Here is a 17,772-nt window from a genome sequence, read left to right as displayed (position 1 = left end):
ACTCTCCGCCCCCTGTTAGTAGGCGGAACGTCACGGGGCCTTGTCTGCGCAGGCATCGAGCCACAGGTGCACGTCCGACATGCGGTAGCGAACGTGCTTGCCGACGCGATGCCCGCGCGGCCCGCCACCGGCTGATCGCCACCGATAGATAGTCGCGACGGGGATGTCCATCAGCTCGGCAAGCTTCTGGGGCGAGAGGTAGCACTCAAGGCGCATGTCCATGTTTGATCCCTTCTTTCTAGTCATAGATCGTTCTGATCTTAGAACGAGGAAAACTCTCTCATGGTTTTTCATGAGTTGTGGGACATGAATCATTGATCTTCATCTTTGATCGTCTATGCTCTGCCCATGGCAGGTAAGCAATTGACGTCGGGACCGACCTCAAGCACGGTGCGCACCAACATCGAGCACTTCAGGCTCGAACTGGGTCTGTCGTACGCGGAGGTGTCCCGAGAGCTAGCGCGGCGGGGCCACAAAATCCCGCCACTTGGTCTTCGCAGGATCGAAGCCGGCGAGCGCCGCGTTGACGTAGACGATCTCGTCGCCTTAGCCCTGGTGCTCGATGTCAATCCAAGTGCGTTGCTGTTCCCTCGCGAGTTGGGGTCCTCGGTTGGGTGCGCGCTGACGGGCTACCCCGAGAGTTGGCTCGACACTCGGATGGTCTGGCAGTGGGGAAACGGCCTTCGGTCATTGACCCAGCGGATGAGTAGCGAGGCAGGCAGGCGATTTCATGAACGCGTCAGGCCGCGCGAAGTCCTCAATGACGAAGAGCGCTTTGACAGGCGCAAGACATGGACCCGTGTGAAGTTGCTTGAGTGGGAAGAGCAGTGCGCGGGTTGGAGTGACGAGGACCGCAAGGACGGCAAGGGGGAGTCCGAGTACCACAACGCCGACATCGAACAGCTCCGCACACTTGATCCAGACGACGATGAGGGGTGGGCGAGGCAGGCTTTTGATCCCGCGCCCCCACTCCCGCCTCAGGTTCCTCGTGGCTAGGCCCTCGCTGCAGTTGGGGCGGTGGGGGCGGATCTCCACGGTGCTCATCCGCAAAGGTCATTACCGCGCACGCGCGAGGTTTCGCGACTTCGATGGTCAGACACGCCTGGTGGAGGCGTCGGGTACGAGCCGGTCAAGGGCAGAGAACGAGCTCTTGTCGCGGTTGATGGCGCGATCCAGGCCGTCTGGCGACATCGTCACTGGTACCACGCGCATCAACGACGTCGCGGATCTGTGGCTGAAGGAGATTGACGACTCAGATCGAGCCGCCGGGACGAAGGCCCACTACCGAGAGGTGGTGGACCGGCACGTGCGTCGAGCTCTTGGCGCCGTCATGGTTCAGGAACTCCGAGTGGGCCGCCTGGACAGTCATTTGGCCACCGTTCGGGAACGCTCCGGTGCCACTGCGGCGAAGGGGGTGAGGACTGTGCTGATTGGGATTGTCGGCGTGGCCGTGCGTCACGATGCGCTCCAGTCGAACCCAGCGAAGCAGACGCTACCTATCGCGGTGAAGTTGAAAACAGTGGTGGCTTTGAGTCCGGATGAAGTCGTGACCCTGAGGAAGGGCATCAGGGCCGACCAGGCGGCTTCTCGCGCTGACTTCCCGGACTTAATTGACCTACTTCTCGCCACAGGGTGTCGGATCAACGAGGCTCTGGCTCTGCGGTGGAGTCACGTGGACTTGGGAGCCACGCCCACCGTGAAGATCGCGGCCACACTCATCAGGCAGAAGGGAGGCCCTGTCATGCTTCAAGAGCATGCGAAGACTGCAGCCGGCCAGCGTCTTTTGAAACTCCCACCGTTTGCCGTCGAGATGCTGCTTCGTCGTCGGGTAGAGAAGGAAGGCAACGATCACGGCGTCGTGTTCGCGTCTTCCACTGGCACTCTCCGCGATCACCGAAACGTGGCGAAGCAGTGGCGGGCCTTCCAGCGCCGCCATCCCGAATGGTCGGCTGTGACGTCGCACACGTTCCGCAAGACGGTGGCAACAGTGATCTCGCGCGAGTTCGACGCCCTGACGGCCTCGGCACAACTGGGGCATTCATCCTCGGCGATTACCGAGCGGCACTACATCGAGCGCACGCATCAGGGTCCAGATGCTCGTGATCTCCTCTCGGCTCTAGTGGCCCCGGAGGAGGTAAGCGGTGGGTAAGCGATGGATCGCACCCTGATCCCCACAACGTAAACGGCCCCTGACCTGCATCGCTGCAGGTCAGGAGCCTCTGTCTTGTGCGCCTGTAGGGATTCGAACCCCAAACCTTCTGATCCGTAGTCAGATGCTCTATCCGTTGAGCTACAGGCGCCCGTCCCGCCAAGGCGAGGACTGGAAGAGAGTAGCCGATGGGCTGCCCGGGCGTGAAATCAGGAGGTCTCGCGCAGCTCGTGCAGCCGGTCCTCGGCGTCGCTCCAGACCGAGGCGAGGATCTCCCGGCCGGCGGCGAGGAGGGCCGCGATCCCGGGACTGGCGACGGCGTACTCGACGGTGGTGCCGTGCCGGGTGGAGGTGACCAGGCCGGAGCGGCGCAGCACGGCGAGCTGCTGGGAGAGGTTGGAGGACTCCACCGAGATCTCGGCCAGCAGGTCCCTCACCGGCATCGGCTTCTCGCAGAGGAGCTCCAGGACGCGGACCCGCACCGGGTGACCGAGCGTCCGGAAGAGGTCGGCTTTGGCCTCGTAGACGGGTACTGCCATGATGCCCCCACCCTGCCTCTCAGGTTAGTCTCACGACATGTGCAGACTAGCGTAGTTGCGAAACTCTTCAATTAGAGTTTTGTGGGTACGAGGGCACGGCAGGCGGACGAAGAGGTCCGGGCACCGGAACTTCCATGACTGAGGGAGCAAGGCACGATGGCAGACGTTGAGGCAGCACTGGACGCCGCTGGGCTGAAGAACCCGCACGTTCTCGAGTACGTTCGTTACTACGCGGAACTGACGGGCGCCGAGCGCATCGAGGTGGTCTCCGCCGCCGACGACGCTCGGCTCATCCAGGAGGCCCTGGACGCGGGCGAGCTCGACCCGGCGGGCGAGGGTCTCTACTACTCCCGCAGCTACTACAAGGACACCGCGCGCTCCGAGGAGCGCACGATCGTGGCCACGAACGACCCCAAGGACAAGGGCGTCTACAACAACTGGCGCCCCGCCGACGAGATGAAGCCGCTGCTCCACGACCGGATGCGCGGCGCGTCGCAGGGCAAGACGATGTACGTCATCCCCTACCTGATGTCGCCTCCCGGCAACGACCTCGCCCCGTGGGCGGCCGGTGTCGAGCTGACGGACGCCCGCACCGTGGTGCTGCACATGATCCGCATGTCCCGGGTGGGCGCGCAGTTCCTCAACGACCTCGAGGACCCCAACCAGTTCGTCCGCGCGGTCCACGTGACCGGCGACCTGGAGAACCTGGGCCAGGGCACCCCCGAGGACCAGCGCTACTTCGTCACCGTCGCCGACGAGCGCACGATCCTGCACTTCGGGTCGTCGTACGGCGGCAACGCGCTGCTCGGCAAGATCGCGCACGGCCTGCGCCAGGGTGCGTACGACGGCTGGGCGTCGAAGAAGTTCCTCGCCGAGCAGTACATGCTCATCGGGATCCACGACAAGGAGACCGGCAAGGACTACCACATCTGCGGTGGCTTCCCGAGTGCCTCGGGCAAGACCAACCTCGCGATGATGCTGGCCCCCGACGCCCTGGGCGACCGCTACCACGTCTCCTTCTACGGCGACGACATCGCGTGGCTCTGGGTCAACGAGGCCGACGGCAAGCTCTACGGCATGAACCCGGAGTACGGCGTCTTCGGTGTCGCCAAGGACACCAACGAGGGCACCAACCCCACCGCTCTGGCCTCCATCGCCGAGGGCACGAAGGCGATCTTCACCAACATCGCCTACAACCCCACCACCCAGGAGGTCTGGTGGGAGGGCCGCACCCCGCAGCCGCCCGCCGACAACACCGGCTGGCTGGACTGGAAGGGCAACCCGATCTCGGAGCGCTCCGAGGCCGAGCAGAACGACCCGTGGGCGCACCCGAACAGCCGGTTCACCACCACGCTGGACAACGTCCCCAACATCGCCAAGGACTACGACGCCGCTGCCGGCGTCCCGATCGACGCGATCATCTTCGGTGGCCGTACCCGCGACCGTGAGCCGCTGATCCGCGCGATCCACGACCTCGCCGAGGGCGTCTACGACGGCCTGACGCTGGGTGCCGAGGCGACCGCCGCGGCCGAGGGCAAGGAGGGCGTGCTCCGCTACGACCCCATGTCCAACCGCCCGTTCATGGCCTACGGCGAGGGCGACTACGCCCAGCACTACCTCGACATCGTCGGGGCCGCCAAGGACCAGCCGATCTTCGCCCACGTCAACTGGTTCCAGAAGGACCCGGAGGACGGCCACTTCCTGTGGCCCGGATACCGCGACAACCTGCGCCCGCTGCTGTGGCTGCTCAAGCTCAAGAACGGCGAGGTCAAGGGCAACCGCACCCCGGTCGGGATCATCCCGACCGAGGAGGAGCTCGACCTCGAGGGCATGGACATCAGCGCCAAGGACCTGAAGACGATCCTCACGATCGACAAGGCCCGCTGGCAGCAGGAGATGGGCTACCGCGAGGAGCATCTCAAGCAGTTCGACAACATGCCTGAGGCGATCTGGGAGGCCCACCGCCGGGTCGCGTCCGAGCTGGACAGCGACGAGAGCTGACCCTCACCCAGTCCATAGCACCGCCCTCGACGGCCCCGAGCTCGCACGCGAGCACGGGGGCCGTCGTCGCGTTCCAGCCTTGATCGATCCAATAGGTGACCCTCCCGCGCCGCGCTAGCCTCGCCGCACCCATCCCGCCGGGCAAAGGTGCCGGGCGAACCACCCCGCACGCGCGAGAGGGACAGTCATGACTGCCGTCACCCCAGCACCCACCACGTCCGCGAACCAGCCGCCCACCAGCCACCAGGGCATCCTGGACTGGGTCACCGAGATCGCCGCGCTGACGCAGCCGGCCGACATCCACTGGTGCACCGGCTCCGACGAGGAGTGGGAGCAGCTGACCCGCGCCCTGGAGGCCACGGGCACCTTCACCCGGCTCAACCCAGAGATCAAGCCCAACTCCTTCCACGCCGCCTCCGACCCCAGCGACGTCGCCCGGGTCGAGGACCGCACCTACATCTGCTCCGTCGCCGAGCGCGACGCAGGACCCACCAACAACTGGATGGACCCGAAGCAGATGAAGGAGCTCATGCGCGGGCTCTACGCCGGGTGCATGGCGGGGCGCACCATGTACGTCGTCCCCTTCGTGATGGGCCACCTCGACGCCGAGCGGCCGATGTTCGGCATCGAGATCACCGACTCCGCCTACGTCACGGTCAGCATGCGCGTGATGGCGCGGATGGGCACCGACGTGCTGCGCCGCATGGAGGAGCTGGACGCCGCCGGCCAGCACGTCAGCTGGGTCCCGGCGCTGCACTCGGTCGGGATGCCGCTGGCCGAGGGCCAGGCCGACGTCGCGTGGCCGTGCAACGACACCAAGTACATCGTGCAGTTCCCCGAGGAGCGGATGATCTGGAGCTTCGGCTCCGGCTACGGCGGCAACGCCCTGCTCGGCAAGAAGTGCTACGCCCTGCGCATCGCCAGCGTGATGGCCCGCGACGAGGGCTGGATGGCCGAGCACATGCTGATTCTCAAGCTCACCAGTCCCGCCCAGGTCACCAAGTACGTCGCCGCGGCCTTCCCCAGCGCCTGCGGCAAGACCAACCTGGCCATGCTCCAGCCGACCATCCCGGGCTGGAAGGTCGAGGCGATCGGTGACGACATCGCCTGGATGCGCATCGGCGAGGACGGGCGACTGTGGGCGGTCAACCCGGAGTTCGGCTTCTTCGGCGTCGCGCCCGGCACCAACGAGCACACCAACCCCAACGCGATGAGGACCATCAACAAGGGCAACTCCGTCTTCACCAACGTCGCGCTCACCGAGGACGGCGACGTCTGGTGGGAGGGCCTGGAGAACCCGCCGGCCCGGGCCACCTCCTGGAAGGGCGAGCCCTGGACGCCGGACGGCTCTGCCAACGGGGGAGCGCTCTCCAGCCACCCCAACAGCCGCTACTGCACCCCGATCAAGCAGTGCGACATCCTGGCCCCGGAGTACGACGACCCCCGTGGCGTGCCGATCGACGCCATCCTGTTCGGTGGCCGTCGCAAGACCACGATCCCGCTCGTCACCGAGGCGCGCGACTGGGCCCACGGCACCTTCATGGGCGCCACCCTCTCCTCCGAGACCACCGCGGCCGCGGTTGGCGCGGTCGGGGTGGTGCGCCGCGACCCGATGGCGATGCTGCCGTTCATCGGCTACAACACCGGCGACTACTTCGCCCACTGGATCAGCATGGGCAAGGACAACGACGAGTCCAAGCTGCCCCGGATCTTCTACGTCAACTGGTTCCGGCGCGACGACGAGGGCGGCTTCCTGTGGCCCGGCTTCGGCGAGAACAGCCGGGTGCTCAAGTGGGTCATCGACCGGCTCGAGGGTCAGGCCGCGGCCGTGGAGACCCCCATCGGTCACGTGCCGGCGCCGGGCTCCCTGGACGTCGAGGGGCTGGACATGACCCCGGAGGCGATCGCGCAGGCGCTGGCGGTCGACGTGGAGGAGTGGAAGGCCGAGATCCCGCAGATCGAGGAGTGGTTCGCCAAGTTCGGCGACGACCTGCCGAGCGTGCTGCGCGACGAGCTGGAGACGCTGCGGGCCCGCCTGGAGGCGTGAGCCCGAGCCCCGACTGCGCTCCGGGCGACAAGGCCCCGGACCAGGTCCGCGCTGTGCGAAGATCATGCCTGCGCGGGCCTGGCCGGGGCCTCTCGCATTTTTCAGGAGGGCGGCGTGGCGCAGTACGGACCAGGGGACCGGGAACTGTTCGAACGGGTGTCGACTCCGCTCTACGACGACATCGTCTCCTCGGGCGGCATCTTCGCCGAGGACGCCCGCCTCGAGGACGAGGACACCCGACGGGGGTTCGACCTGCTGCTGCGGGTCGGGTTGCTGGTGCGTGACGGCCCGCGCTTCGTGGCGGTCGATCCGAGCACCGTGTCCTCGCTCGTGGTCTCACCGATGGGCCAGCGCGGCGCCGAGCTGATCTCGGAGTCCGCGAGCTGGGCCCAGGCCTTCAACGGGCTGGCCCACACCTGGCGCAAGTCTCCCGGGGTGGTCAGCGGGGCGTTCACCGAGGTCCGGTCGGAGGCGATCAACCCGTTCATCGCCTCGATGGTCGCGGACGCCGAGTACGAGCTGCTCACCGCTCAGCCCCAGGCCGGGCGCAACTCACCGAGCCTCGAGGCCGCCACCCAGCGCGACCTGGCGGCGCTGGACCGCGGCGTACGGATGCGGACCCTCTACCAGCACTCGGCGCGGCGCAGCACGCACACCCACAAGTACGTCGCCCAGGTGGTGGCGCGCGGCGCCGAGGTCAGGACCCTGGACGAGTTCTTCAACCGGATCATCGTGGTGGACCGCCGGGTCGCGTTGATCCCCGGGCACGAGGGGCTGGCCGTGGCGCTGGCGATCCGGGAGCCGTCGCTGGTGGCCTACCTGGTCGACATGTTCGAACGCGTCTGGGAGCGCGGCCGTCCCTACTCCAACCGCGAGACCTCCATGACCCGCTACGTCGCCGCGGAGCAGCGCGCGATGACGATCAGGATGCTGATCGAGGGGTACGCCGACCCCGCGAGCGCCAAGCGTCTGGGGGTTAGTCCCAGGACGTATGCCGGCTACGTCTCGGACCTGAAGGAAGAGTTCGAGGCGCAGACCCGCTTCCAGCTCGGCTACGCCATGGGTCGCCGTGGAGTGACCGGTCAAGAAGTGTTGAAGGACCAGCCGGAGGACTAGTCCTGCTCCCGAGAACCAGGTCTGGAGACCGGCTCGGGACAATCGTCTGGAACGACGAAGACAGCGACCAGATGGTCGCTGCCTTCGTCTTGCGAGACTCGCCTTGGCGGAGGCTTCCGAGATCCGGTCGGCGGGGGGTCCGAACGTTCCCGTGTCTCGCGGGTCAGGGTTGTGAGCGGTCAGCGCCCGACGCTGTATCCCCAGCTGGTGTCCCGCGCCTGGGCGGGAGCCGTCGAGAGGACACCGAGGCTGAGCAGGGTCGTGGCTACGACAACGGCAACGGGTCGGACAAACTTCATGCTGGCCACCTTCAGGTCTGGGGCTTCGGGAAAGCCCTCGGAGTTCATTCTCAACCGCATACCGGGCGTATGTCACCGATATGGACCTGCAGGTTGTTGCGTTGCAGATTGCTGCAGAAACTTGGCCGTGGCGGGGCCGCCAGGCCGCGCTCGGCGGGAGAAAGGTCCGGCCCCCGTTGCGTGCAACGGGGGCCGGACACACTGCGGAGGCGGAGGGATTTGAACCCTCGATGGGGTTTTAGCCCCAAACCCGCTTAGCAGGCGGGCGCCATAGACCGGACTAGGCGACGCCTCCCGACAGCGAGGACAGGCTACAAGGCGGGAGCCGCAACTGCCGAATCACCCCCGGAATGGCCACGCGGGTCACAGGCGCCGGTGTCCCTGACCGTGGGTCAGGCGCTCCTGCAGCTCCCGGGCGAAGGCCTCGCGGTCGACGTTCAGCGTCTCCACCGGGATGGTCGTGGTCCGGCCGTCGCGCAGGCGCAGCACCACGCACGGGGATCCGTGGACGTGGGTGGTGACCGCGTCCTCCACGTCCTTCCAGTGCGCCGCCGGTACGCCGGCCCCGCGGATCCGGCGGACCTGGTAGCCGTCCTCGGTGAGCCGGACGACGTACCCGTTGCTCCAGGCCATCATCGAGACCAGCACCGCGAGCACCAGCAGTGCGGGGACCAGCAGCACCACGGTGTGCAGGTCCCAGTAGGCCACGGCCACCGTGGCCACCAGGACCACCACGGCCGAGGCCACCAGGGTCAGGCCGAGGAGGCGGGCGGTCAGTGCGGGGGCGAACCGGTAGTCGGCGGGGGTGGGGGCTGGCACCCCCCGATTGAACACAACGTCGCGACCCGACGCCAATCAGCCCTTGTCACAAGTCGTGAGGGGCGTCACACTCAGAGCCGAATCATCTCCCACTCCCCGGGGAGGACGCCCTATGACGCCCGCCGTTACCGCCGCCGACGAGGTGGCTCACACCGCCGTGCTCCGACTGGAGCACGTGCTCGAGCACTATGCGCACAGCACCCCGCTCAGCGTGTGGCGCTGGGCGGTGCTGCAACGGATGAACGCGGTGCGCGAGCTGCTGGTCAGCGAGACCGAGGTCCCTCCGGACCTGCTTCAGGCGCGCCGCTCCTCGGCCCTGCGGGAGCGCAACACTCTGCTGGACCGGATGACGGTGCTCAGGTTCCGGGTGCTCGCCGACTGCGACGTGGACCGCGCGAACTACGAGCTGCGGCGGTTGATGGTCGACCTGCGCCACCACCTGCAGCGCCTCAACGACATCGCCTACGACGAGGTTGAGGGCGAGACGGGCGGATCCGACTGAGCCGGCGGCCGCGGCCGTCCGGTCCCGGTCGTGACGGCGGGTGCGGGACCTCCTAGACTGCCTCCCACGCGCGCGTGTCGCGCGTGGAGGGGTGCCGGAGCGGCCGATCGGAACCGCCTTGAAAGCGGTCGTAGGGAGACCTACCGCGGGTTCGAATCCCGCCCCCTCTGCCAATCTCCTGCAAGAGCCGAATCTTCTGCAACAGCTCCGGGCCGCAGGGCGGCCGCACGGAGCTGGACCGCCGGGCGGTCGGGCACCGGCCCGGCACCGGCTGAGCCGGGCCGGGCCGATGTCGCCTAGTCCTCCTCGACCGAGGCCTCGTCCAGGAAGTCCGCGGCGACGCGGAGCAGCTGGCCCGCGACCTCCGGGTCCAGGCCGGCGATCATGATCTTCAGCCCCATGTCGGCGGTGGTGTCCAGCTCCCACTCGTCGTCCTCGGGAGCGTCGGTCAGGTCGACCAGCTCCAGGTGGATCCCCGGACGGTCGCCGCTGATCGTGGCGTCGTGGGTGATCTCGGGGTCGGCGATCAGCTGCGCGGCGACGCTGAGGGTCGCGTCCTCTTCGGTGCTCATGGGTTCTCCCTGTCGTCTGGTGGCCACGAGCCTAGCCCGGCAGCGCCTAGAGTTCGCGTCATGCCCCGCGCCACGCCCCATGCCTGGTTCAGCTCGCCCGCAGACGCCGCGACCAGGCTGGAGGCGACCGGCTATCTCACCGACCGGACGACCGCCACCACCGCCCACCTCGCGGGAGCGCTGGAGAAGCCGCTGCTGATCGAGGGCCCGGCCGGAGTGGGCAAGACCGAGCTGGCCAAGGCCGTCGCCAAGGCCACCGGCGCCGAGCTGGTGCGACTCCAGTGCTACGAGGGCCTCGACGAGGCGCGCGCGCTGTACGAGTGGAACTACAAGAAGCAGCTGCTGCGCATCCAGGCCGCGGGGAGCCAGGAGTGGAGCAGCACCCACGACGACATCTTCACCGAGGAGTTCCTCCTCACCCGTCCGCTGCTCACCGCCATCCGCCGCGCGGAGCCAACGGTGCTGCTGATCGACGAGGTCGACAAGACCGACGTCGAGGTGGAGGGCCTGCTGCTGGAGGTGCTCTCGGACTTCCAGGTCACCATCCCCGAGCTCGGCACGCTGGCCGCCGTACGCCGGCCGTTCGTGGTGCTCACCTCGAACGCCACCCGGGAGCTCTCCGAGGCGGTCAAGCGTCGCTGCCTCTACCTCTACCTCGACTATCCCGACGCCGAGCGGGAGCGGGACATCGTGCTCAGCCAGGTGCCCGGCATCGACGACCGGATCGCCGGCCAGTTGGTCGACATGGTGGGCCGGATGCGCGACCTGGACCTGAAGAAGTCCCCCTCGATCGCCGAGACCATCGACTGGGCGCGCACCCTGATCGCCCTGGAGATCAACGACCTCGACGAGGCGGCCGTGGAGTCGACGCTGGGCGTGGTGCTCAAGCACGCCTCCGACCACGCCCGTGCCGTCCGCGAGCTCAAGCTGAGGCGGTGACCCGGGCATGAGCGAGCAGCCGCCCGGCACCGGCTCGGGCCTGCTCGCCAGGCACATCGGCTTCCTGGAGGCGCTGCGTGAGGCGGGGCTCAGCGTCTCCCTCGCCGAAGGTCTCGACGCCGTCTCGGCCGCCTCGGTGCTGGGCTGGGAGTCCCGGGAGCTCTTCCGCACCGGGTACGCCGCGACCCTGGTGAAGCGGCAGTCCCAGCGCCCGACGTTCGAGGCGCTGTTCGACCTGTACTTCCCGCGCCTGCTCGGCGACGGCGTGGATGCCGGCGACTGGGAGGACGAGCACGGCCTGCGTGACTCCGCCGACGCCCTGGCCGAGTTCCGAGAGCGTCTCGCCGCTGCTCTGGCGGGCGCGGCGGAAGGGACCGAGCCCGGCCCGGCGGACGGTGAGCCCGACGCCGGGTCCGGCCAGGAGCCGTCGGCGCTGCTCGACCTGGCCGTGGAAGCCGTGGCGAGGTTCGGTGAGATGCCGGGCCGGTCACCGGGGCAGTCCGGATGGTCGGCGTACACGACGTTGCGCCGGGTCACGCCGCAGGACCTGGTGGCCCGGATCGTCACGGCGCTCCAGGCTCGCGGGCGCAGCAAGGATGAGGCGGAGCGGGGGGCCGCCCGCCGGATCGGCGCCTTCAGCCGGATGGTCGAGGAGGATGCCCGGCGCCGCATCGCCGCCCAGCGCGACCCGGCCGACATCGCGCGCCTCACCGTGCGACCCACGGTCGACCGCCTCGAGTTCACCTCCGCCCGACGGGCCGACCTGGAGGAGATGCGGCGCCAGCTCTACCCGCTCTCGCGGCGATTGGCGGCCCGGCTCACCAAGGAGCGCCATGCCCAGCGCCGGGGCACGCTCGACTTCCGGCGCACGGTCCGGGCCTCTATGTCCACCGGTGGTGTCCCGCTCACCACCCACCACCGGCCCAAGCGGCCGCACCGCACCGAGCTGGTGGTGCTGTGCGACGTCAGCGGCTCGGTCGCCAACTTCGCCCAGTTCACCCTGATGCTGGTCTTCGCGCTGCGCGAGCAGTTCACCAAGGTGCGCGCCTTCACCTTCGTCGACGACGTGCACGAGGTGACCGACGCGTTCCGCCCCGGCGCCGACCCGGGCGAGGTGATGGCCCAGCTGGCCGCTCGCGCCGCTCACGCCTCACGCTTCGGCCGGACCAACTACGGCCAGGCGTTCGCGCGCTTCGCCGAGCTGCACTCCGACGCCCTGGGACCCAAGGCGTCGCTGCTGATCCTGGGCGATGCCCGCTCGAACTACAGCGACCTGGGCGAGGACGCGCTGCGCGGGCTCGCCCAGGCGGCCCGCCAGGGCTGGTGGCTCAACCCCGAGCACCGTCGCAACTGGGGCACCGGCGACTCTGCCGCGCAGGTCTACGGCGAGATCGTGCCGATGTTCGAGTGCCGGAACCTGAACCAGCTGGGGGAGTTCGTGCACGACCTCGTCTGAGGTGCGCCTCCGTGCCGGTTCAGCCGGAGAGGAACCCCAGCGACCGCATCCGGGACACCGCGGCCACCAGCTCCGGGTGGGAGGAGGCGTCCGCGGCGCGGGCGCCTTGCACGAAGGCCTCCGCACCGTCAGCCCCCTGCCCGTCGTAGGCGACCGTGAGGCGGTTGGGCACCCCGTGGTTGATCAGGGAGCCCAGCATGGCCACCGGGTCGCTGCGCTCCTCCAGGGACAGCACCTGACAGGCCTCGGGGATCACCGGGACGTGGGACGCGGGCGAGTCGGCGGTGACCACCTGGTCGATGACGAACTTGGCGGACCGGGACCCGGCAGCGATCTCCGCGGCCGTCGCGCCACCCTGGGCGCTGCCGACGAGCATCACCCGGGCCTGGCTGCTCTCGCCCACGGACTTCTCGATGGCCTTGACCACCTGGCGGGCATACATCGAGTGGTCACCGCTGACCAGACGCACCCGGGGCGTGGTGACGTTCTCCCGGGCGCCGGTGGGGCCGGGGAGGTAGGCGATGAAGCGGTCGGGGCCGACCTCCTGCACCGCGACGCCCGAGCCGGTGCTGGTCAGGGTGTCCATCAGCTCGCCGAGCCCGCGGGGCGCCGTGCCGGAGACCGGGTCCACCGACAGCTCGGTGTCGGGGCCGGTCGCCTCGGAGATGAAGGCCCCGATGGAGTCGCGGAGCGCGGACGCCGCGTCCAGCCCGAACGGCTGCACGCCGAGGGCCCGGAGGCCACCGCGCGCCACCGACTTCCCCGGTTCCCCGGCCAGCACGCCGGCAGTGAGCAGGGAGCGCATCTGCAGACCGTCCAGCAGTCCGCCGCCGCCGGAGATGTGGTCCATCAGCTCCGGGTTGTTCTCGGCGAGGTCGTTCAGGTACGCCGTCACCCCGTCGCGGTCCAGGCTGTCGGTCTCGATCAGGCCGGCCGAGACGATGGCACCGCCCAGCGCCACCTCCGGCGCCAGGTATCCGATCGCCCGGCCCGCTATCGAGCCCAGCGTCTGGTACGCGGCGTTCTGCAGCTCGTCGATCCAGCGGTAGGTCAGCACGGTGGCGCGCACGACCAGCCCGTCGGCGTCGAGCTCGACGGAGCGTGTCAGCAGGCCGTTCTTGCCGGTGGTGGCGGCCCGGATGTCGCTCTCGGCCTCGGCGTACGTGGCCGGGGAGAGCGCCGCGGAGGCGACGACCTCCGGGTCCGAGAGCACGGCAACCCCCAGCCGGGCCCGGCCGCGCATCTCCTCCCCGGAGGAGTCGAACAGGTCGGCCAGGGCCAGCATCTCGTGGTACTTGTCGGCCGCCATCGCCGCCTCCGTGCGGGGCGGGGCGCTGCCGGCGGCCGCGATCTGGGCACCGAGGTCGCTCATGCGTTCACCTCCGCGAGCACCGGAGCGAGGGTGGCGGGCAGGTCCTGCGGGGTGACGCGCCGGACCTCGAGGCGGGGGGCGGCGACGTCGTGGTGCGGCAGCAGAGCGTGCCAGCCGTCGGCCAGCAGGGTCCACGAGACGACGCCGACCGCCGTGGACCCCGTCTCCTCGATCCGGGCGGCGAGCAGGCGCAGCCTGCCCTGCGCCTCCTGGTGCAGGGCGGCCACGGCCGCGCCGGCCGCGGCGTCCTCGATCGGGTTCCCGTCGCCGTCGACGACGGAGCCGTCGGCCTGGTCCACCAGCACCTGGACCAGGTCGGACCGATGCGAGCGCAGCGCCTCCCCGACCGAGTCCGCGAGTGAGTAGGGCATGGTGAACGCGACCGGCACCGCGGAGTCGTGCAGGGTGACCTCCTCGGGCACCACCGCCACCCGGGCCAGCTCGCCCGCCCACTGGTCGGCGCCGAACCAGGCCAGCTCGAAGACCAGGCCGTCCACGGTGGCCAGCGTGGCCACCGCGCCCGCCGACTCCCGGTGCCACGCCTTGACGTGAGTGGTGGCCGTCGCGATGTCGATCTCCAGGGCCAGCTCGGGGACGGCCAGCAGCCCCACGGCTCCGAGCAGGCCGGGCTCCACGACGTCGCCGTCCAGCAGGCCGCGGCGGGTCAGCGAGTCCTCCGCCCCGTGCAGGGAGGCCAGGGCGGCGGCGTAGGCCGCCTCCTCGCCCGACACGCTCGTGGTGCCCAGACGGGCGTCGAGCGGGCTCGGCACGTCCGCCACCGAGACGTCGAACGGCAGCGGGGCGTCACCTGCGTGCTGGGCCACCAGGCGCAGCTCCGGCAGGGTCAGGGCGAGACGTCGGGGCACCCCGTCGAGCACCTTGGCGGTGCGCGGCGGCGGCGCCGCGGTCAGGTCGATCGTCGCCACGTCAGAGTCCCGGCAGCTCGACGTCGAGCCAGTCCTTGTGACCGGGCGGGGGCATCGCGAAGGCCAGCAACGCGGCGTCCTCGTCGTCCACGTCGCCGCCCTGGGGAGAGTCGGCGAGTCGGGCCCGGCGGGCCCGGGCGTCCGCGACGAGGGAGGCGACCTTGCGCTCGATGGTCGCGATGGCGTCCTGCAGGCGGTCCACCTCGTGCACGTGGTGGTCCAGGGAGTCCGCGGCACTCTCGTGCAGGCCGGCGGCGTCGCGCAGGTGGGAGGCGCGGTCCTGGATGCGCAGGCGCATCGACTCGGCGGCGCGACCGTGCCACGGCACGCTCTCAGCCTGGGCCACCAGTCGGTCCGCCACCCGGCGGATCTCTGATCCCTGCTCCCTCAGCTGGCTGACGCGTCGTCGCATCATCGCCGTCTCGCCGTACATCGCACCGCCCTTCGCTGCGTGAGTGGCATACCCCGTGTCTGCAGGCCGAAACCTCGACGCCAATCATTGCGTACGCCGATCGCGTGGGGGTCACCGATACGATTCGCCCAGCAACCCAACCCGAGGAGACAGGTGACCTTCGACGTCCACCAGCTCGACACCTTCCTGCTGGTCGGATCCGGGGTGACCCTGCTGGCCATCCTCGCGGTGCGGTTCTCCGCGGGTCTGGGGCTGCCGAGCCTGCTGATCTACCTGCTGATGGGCGTCGCCCTGGGCAGCGCCGGCCTCGGGATCCAGTTCGAGGACGCCTCCCTGGCCCACGCCCTGGGCTTCGGGGCCCTGGCCATCATCCTCGCCGAGGGTGGACTCACCACCAGCTGGAGCGCCGTACGGCCCGCGATGCGGTTCGGCGTGGCCCTGGCGACCGTGGGGGTCACCATCTCGGTGGCGCTGATGGCCGTGGGTGCGCACTACCTGCTCGGCCTGCCCTGGGAGCTGGCCGTCCTGCTGGGAGCGGTCTGCTCGCCCACCGACGCCGCGGCGGTGTTCTCGGTGCTGCGGGTGGTGCCGCTGCCCAAGCGACTGACCGGGGTGCTGGAGGCCGAGTCCGGCCTCAACGACGCACCGACGGTCGTGCTCGTCACCCTGGTCTCCAGCGGAGCCGCTCTGGACGACGGCCCGCTGGCCGTGCTCGGGATCATCTCCTTCGAGCTGGCCATCGGCGTGCTGTCGGGCTTCATCTTCGGCGCCGGCGGCGCCTGGGTGATGCGTCGCGCCGCACTGCCGTCGTCGGGGCTCTATCCGCTGGCCGTGATCAGCCTGGCGTTCCTGGCCTACGGCGCCGCCTCCTACGTGCACGCCTCCGGCTTCGCCGCGGTGTACGTCGCCGCGCTGATCCTGGGGAACTCCGAGCTGCCGCACCGGGTCGCCACCCGGTCCTTCGCCGAGGGCGTCGCCTGGCTGGCGCAGATCGGCCTCTTCGTGATGCTCGGGCTGCTGCTCTCCCCGGAGCGGATCACCGGGGAGACCGTCTTCCTGGCGGTGACCGCGGGGCTGATCCTCACCTTCGCGGCGCGACCGGTCTCGGTGCTGATCAGCTCGCTGATGCAGGGGCGGCCGAGGCTGAAGCTGCGCGAGCTCACCTTCATCTCCTGGGCGGGCCTGCGGGGCGCGGTGCCCATCGTGCTGACCACCATCCCGCTGGCCGAGGGCGTGGAGTCCTCGGAGGACCTGTTCGACATCGTCTTCGTGATGGTGGTCATCTACACCGTGCTGACCGGCCCCACCCTGCCGCTGGTGGCCCGGCTGCTCCGGGTCGCCCGGCGCTCCGAGCCGCGGGGGCTGGACGTCGAGGCGGCGCCGCTGGAGAAGGTGGCCGCGGACCTGCTCCAGGTGGCGATCAGCCCCGGGTCGAGGATGCACGGGGTCGAGGTGGGGGAGCTGCGGTTGCCACGTGGAGCCTCGGTGTCGCTGGTCATCCGGGACGGCGAGGCCGTGGTGCCGGAACGACGTACCGTGCTGCGCAACGGCGACGAGCTGCTGGTGGTCACCCCACGTCGGCAGCGCGACGCGACCGAGCAGCGGCTACGGGCCGTCTCGTCCCACGGACGTCTGGCCCAGTGGGCCGAGGGGTGAGCCCCGGGTGAGGGCGGGTCAGCTGCCCGGCGGGCTGCACACCGTGGCTGCCGCCTGTACGTCGACCGAGGGCGGCGCGGCCTTGGCCGGCCGCAGCGACTGGTAGCCGTCCCCCACGACGACCACGACGCCCAGCCCCAGCTGCGGCCCGGTCCTGACCGCTGCGCTGCGGAAGTGCTGCTTGACCAGGGAGACCGCCGGGTTGGCGGCGTCTCCCCAGATCTCCACCCCCCGCACCTGGGTGCCGTCGGGGGCGTTGCCGGTGTCGGCGGGCACGAAGCCGCGCCGCTCCAGCTGGTTCAGGGTCTTGCTGGCCAGCCCGTTGCGGGAGCTGGCGTTGAACACGCTCACCGCGACCTGGTCCGGGAACAGGATCTCCCCGGAGACCAGGTCGGTGTCCACGCACAGCTCGGTGGTGATGATCTGGGGGAGCGGCGCGGTCGCCGACCTCCACCCGACCAGGGCGGCCAGGACCAGAAGCAGGCACAGGGTGCCCAGGGTCAGGGCCGAGCGGAGTCGTGGAGTCAGCGTCACCGGGTCTCCTTGCCAGCGGTCGGGCCGGACGAGGACTCGTCTCCCGAGCCGTCGGTCTCGCCGTCCGCGGCGTCGTCGGGCATGTCGTAGACCCGGGCATGGAGCACGTTGCGCTGGTGCAGCGCGGCCCGCAGCGCCCGGTGCAGCCCGTCCTCCAGGTAGAGCTCACCGCGCCACCGCACCACGTGGGCGAACAGGTCGCCGAAGAACGTGGAGTCCTCGTCGAGCAGCGCCATCAGGTGCAGGGTGTCCTTGGTGGTCACCAGCTGGTCCAGGCGCACCTGGCTGGGCGGGATCTCCGCCCAGGACCGGGAGGAAAGGTGGTGGGCAGGGTAGGGACGTCCCTCGCCTACCCGCTTGAAGATCACCCGGCGACTATATCGACGTCCGCGGCAACGGCTGCCAGATCGCTGAGGTCTGGCCGCCGCAGCCG

The 17,772-nt window shown here is 69.6% G+C and carries 18 protein-coding genes and 3 tRNA genes; 10 read left to right on the top strand and 11 right to left on the bottom strand.

What is annotated here, in order from left to right:
• Positions 1-30: 30 nt before the first annotated feature.
• On the bottom strand, positions 31-222 hold the full coding sequence (locus C0R66_RS16855) for a helix-turn-helix transcriptional regulator (protein ID WP_199286724.1): 192 nt from the start codon (positions 220-222) through the stop codon (positions 31-33).
• A 168-nt stretch (positions 223-390) separates the two neighbouring features.
• Here C0R66_RS16855 and C0R66_RS16850 point away from each other — a divergent pair, with 168 nt between their 5' ends.
• A complete protein-coding gene (locus C0R66_RS16850; RefSeq protein ID WP_199286723.1) occupies positions 391-996 on the top strand; it encodes a helix-turn-helix domain-containing protein in 606 nt (201 codons plus the stop codon).
• 40 nt (positions 997-1,036) lie between these two features.
• Positions 1,037-2,149 (top strand): site-specific integrase, encoded by a 1,113-nt coding sequence (locus tag C0R66_RS16845; RefSeq protein ID WP_158648091.1) that lies wholly within the window; start codon positions 1,037-1,039, stop codon positions 2,147-2,149.
• A gap of 78 nt (positions 2,150-2,227) precedes the next feature.
• Here C0R66_RS16845 and C0R66_RS16840 read toward each other — a convergent pair.
• Positions 2,228-2,300 (bottom strand) — tRNA-Arg (locus C0R66_RS16840).
• A 58-nt stretch (positions 2,301-2,358) separates the two neighbouring features.
• Positions 2,359-2,688, bottom strand: a complete 330-nt coding sequence (locus C0R66_RS16835) for an ArsR/SmtB family transcription factor (RefSeq protein WP_101525669.1) — start codon at positions 2,686-2,688, stop codon at positions 2,359-2,361.
• 156 nt (positions 2,689-2,844) lie between these two features.
• Between C0R66_RS16835 and C0R66_RS16830 the strand changes: the two genes are divergently transcribed.
• From C0R66_RS16830 to C0R66_RS16820, 3 genes are all read left to right on the top strand, one after another.
• The gene (locus tag C0R66_RS16830) at positions 2,845-4,689 is read left to right on the top strand and encodes a phosphoenolpyruvate carboxykinase (GTP) (protein WP_101525668.1); all 1,845 of its coding nucleotides are present in this window, start codon (positions 2,845-2,847) and stop codon (positions 4,687-4,689) included.
• A gap of 187 nt (positions 4,690-4,876) precedes the next feature.
• Positions 4,877-6,736, top strand: a complete 1,860-nt coding sequence (locus C0R66_RS16825; protein ID WP_101525667.1) for a phosphoenolpyruvate carboxykinase (GTP) — start codon at positions 4,877-4,879, stop codon at positions 6,734-6,736.
• A 156-nt stretch (positions 6,737-6,892) separates the two neighbouring features.
• On the top strand, positions 6,893-7,852 hold the full coding sequence (locus C0R66_RS16820; protein WP_240311736.1) for a phospholipase D-like domain-containing protein: 960 nt from the start codon (positions 6,893-6,895) through the stop codon (positions 7,850-7,852).
• Between the two features lie 503 nt (positions 7,853-8,355).
• On the opposite strand, the gene C0R66_RS16810 is transcribed toward C0R66_RS16820, so the two are convergent.
• Together C0R66_RS16810 and C0R66_RS16805 are read right to left on the bottom strand one after the other, a co-directional pair.
• A tRNA-Ser gene (locus C0R66_RS16810) sits at positions 8,356-8,446 on the bottom strand.
• A gap of 68 nt (positions 8,447-8,514) precedes the next feature.
• Positions 8,515-8,970 (bottom strand): hypothetical protein, encoded by a 456-nt coding sequence (locus C0R66_RS16805; RefSeq protein ID WP_158648090.1) that lies wholly within the window; start codon positions 8,968-8,970, stop codon positions 8,515-8,517.
• Positions 8,971-9,082: 112 nt separating this feature from the next.
• On the opposite strand from C0R66_RS16805, the gene C0R66_RS16800 reads away from it, so the two are divergent.
• Positions 9,083-9,472: a hypothetical protein gene (locus C0R66_RS16800; protein WP_101525663.1), complete on the top strand. Its 390-nt coding sequence runs from the start codon at positions 9,083-9,085 to the stop codon at positions 9,470-9,472.
• 85 nt (positions 9,473-9,557) lie between these two features.
• Positions 9,558-9,645: transfer RNA gene (locus C0R66_RS16795), tRNA-Ser, on the top strand.
• A 123-nt stretch (positions 9,646-9,768) separates the two neighbouring features.
• On the opposite strand, the gene C0R66_RS16790 is transcribed toward C0R66_RS16795, so the two are convergent.
• Positions 9,769-10,044 (bottom strand): hypothetical protein, encoded by a 276-nt coding sequence (locus C0R66_RS16790; RefSeq protein WP_101525662.1) that lies wholly within the window; start codon positions 10,042-10,044, stop codon positions 9,769-9,771.
• Between the two features lie 60 nt (positions 10,045-10,104).
• Here C0R66_RS16790 and C0R66_RS16785 point away from each other — a divergent pair, with 60 nt between their 5' ends.
• Both C0R66_RS16785 and C0R66_RS16780 read left to right on the top strand, forming a co-directional pair.
• Positions 10,105-10,983: an AAA family ATPase gene (locus C0R66_RS16785; RefSeq protein ID WP_101525661.1), complete on the top strand. Its 879-nt coding sequence runs from the start codon at positions 10,105-10,107 to the stop codon at positions 10,981-10,983.
• Between the two features lie 7 nt (positions 10,984-10,990).
• Positions 10,991-12,439 carry a VWA domain-containing protein gene (locus C0R66_RS16780; RefSeq protein WP_101525660.1) on the top strand — a complete coding sequence of 483 codons (1,449 nt, stop codon included), beginning with the start codon at positions 10,991-10,993 and terminating at the stop codon, positions 12,437-12,439.
• Positions 12,440-12,458: 19 nt separating this feature from the next.
• On the opposite strand, the gene C0R66_RS16775 is transcribed toward C0R66_RS16780, so the two are convergent.
• The 3 genes from C0R66_RS16775 to C0R66_RS16765 are packed head-to-tail and all read right to left on the bottom strand — an operon-like array spanning position 12,459 to position 15,170.
• A complete protein-coding gene (locus C0R66_RS16775) occupies positions 12,459-13,811 on the bottom strand; it encodes a hypothetical protein (protein ID WP_101525659.1) in 1,353 nt (450 codons plus the stop codon).
• On the bottom strand, positions 13,808-14,737 hold the full coding sequence (locus tag C0R66_RS16770) for a hypothetical protein (RefSeq protein ID WP_101525658.1): 930 nt from the start codon (positions 14,735-14,737) through the stop codon (positions 13,808-13,810). Before C0R66_RS16770 ends, C0R66_RS16775 begins: the two co-directional genes overlap by 4 nt.
• A gap of 1 nt (position 14,738) precedes the next feature.
• Positions 14,739-15,170, bottom strand: coding sequence for a methyl-accepting chemotaxis domain-containing protein (locus C0R66_RS16765; protein ID WP_101525657.1), 432 nt, complete (start codon positions 15,168-15,170; stop codon positions 14,739-14,741).
• Between the two features lie 132 nt (positions 15,171-15,302).
• Between C0R66_RS16765 and C0R66_RS16760 the strand changes: the two genes are divergently transcribed.
• Entirely contained in the window at positions 15,303-16,805 is a 1,503-nt protein-coding gene (locus tag C0R66_RS16760) for a potassium/proton antiporter (RefSeq protein ID WP_101525656.1), read from the top strand.
• An 18-nt stretch (positions 16,806-16,823) separates the two neighbouring features.
• Here C0R66_RS16760 and C0R66_RS16755 read toward each other — a convergent pair whose 3' ends face one another.
• Both C0R66_RS16755 and C0R66_RS16750 read right to left on the bottom strand, forming a co-directional pair.
• On the bottom strand, positions 16,824-17,339 hold the full coding sequence (locus tag C0R66_RS16755; RefSeq protein ID WP_101525655.1) for a LytR C-terminal domain-containing protein: 516 nt from the start codon (positions 17,337-17,339) through the stop codon (positions 16,824-16,826).
• Entirely contained in the window at positions 17,336-17,707 is a 372-nt protein-coding gene (locus C0R66_RS16750) for a type II toxin-antitoxin system VapB family antitoxin (RefSeq protein ID WP_101525654.1), read from the bottom strand. Before C0R66_RS16750 ends, C0R66_RS16755 begins: the two co-directional genes overlap by 4 nt.
• Positions 17,708-17,772: the final 65 nt, after the last annotated feature.

The organism is Nocardioides houyundeii (genome assembly GCF_002865585.1).
In the GTDB taxonomy this organism is placed as follows: Bacteria; Actinomycetota; Actinomycetes; order Propionibacteriales; family Nocardioidaceae; genus Nocardioides; species Nocardioides houyundeii.
Note: the sequence above shows the minus strand (reverse complement) of the source record. Positions and strands in the feature narration are given on the sequence as shown.

Excerpts from the sequence above, each read along its gene's own strand:
- C0R66_RS16825 (WP_101525667.1), top strand. The coding sequence starts at position 4,877 with ATGACTGCCGTCACCCCAGCACCCACCACGTCCGCGAACCAGCCGCCC.
- C0R66_RS16830 (WP_101525668.1), top strand. The coding sequence starts at position 2,845 with ATGGCAGACGTTGAGGCAGCACTGGACGCCGCTGGGCTGAAGAACCCG.
- C0R66_RS16800 (WP_101525663.1), top strand. The coding sequence starts at position 9,083 with ATGACGCCCGCCGTTACCGCCGCCGACGAGGTGGCTCACACCGCCGTG.
- C0R66_RS16780 (WP_101525660.1), top strand. The coding sequence starts at position 10,991 with ATGAGCGAGCAGCCGCCCGGCACCGGCTCGGGCCTGCTCGCCAGGCAC.
- C0R66_RS16775 (WP_101525659.1), bottom strand. The coding sequence starts at position 13,811 with ATGAGCGACCTCGGTGCCCAGATCGCGGCCGCCGGCAGCGCCCCGCCC.
- C0R66_RS16785 (WP_101525661.1), top strand. The coding sequence starts at position 10,105 with ATGCCCCGCGCCACGCCCCATGCCTGGTTCAGCTCGCCCGCAGACGCC.
- C0R66_RS16765 (WP_101525657.1), bottom strand. The coding sequence starts at position 15,170 with ATGTACGGCGAGACGGCGATGATGCGACGACGCGTCAGCCAGCTGAGG.
- C0R66_RS16835 (WP_101525669.1), bottom strand. The coding sequence starts at position 2,688 with ATGGCAGTACCCGTCTACGAGGCCAAAGCCGACCTCTTCCGGACGCTC.
- C0R66_RS16855 (WP_199286724.1), bottom strand. The coding sequence starts at position 222 with ATGGACATGCGCCTTGAGTGCTACCTCTCGCCCCAGAAGCTTGCCGAG.
- C0R66_RS16790 (WP_101525662.1), bottom strand. The coding sequence starts at position 10,044 with ATGAGCACCGAAGAGGACGCGACCCTCAGCGTCGCCGCGCAGCTGATC.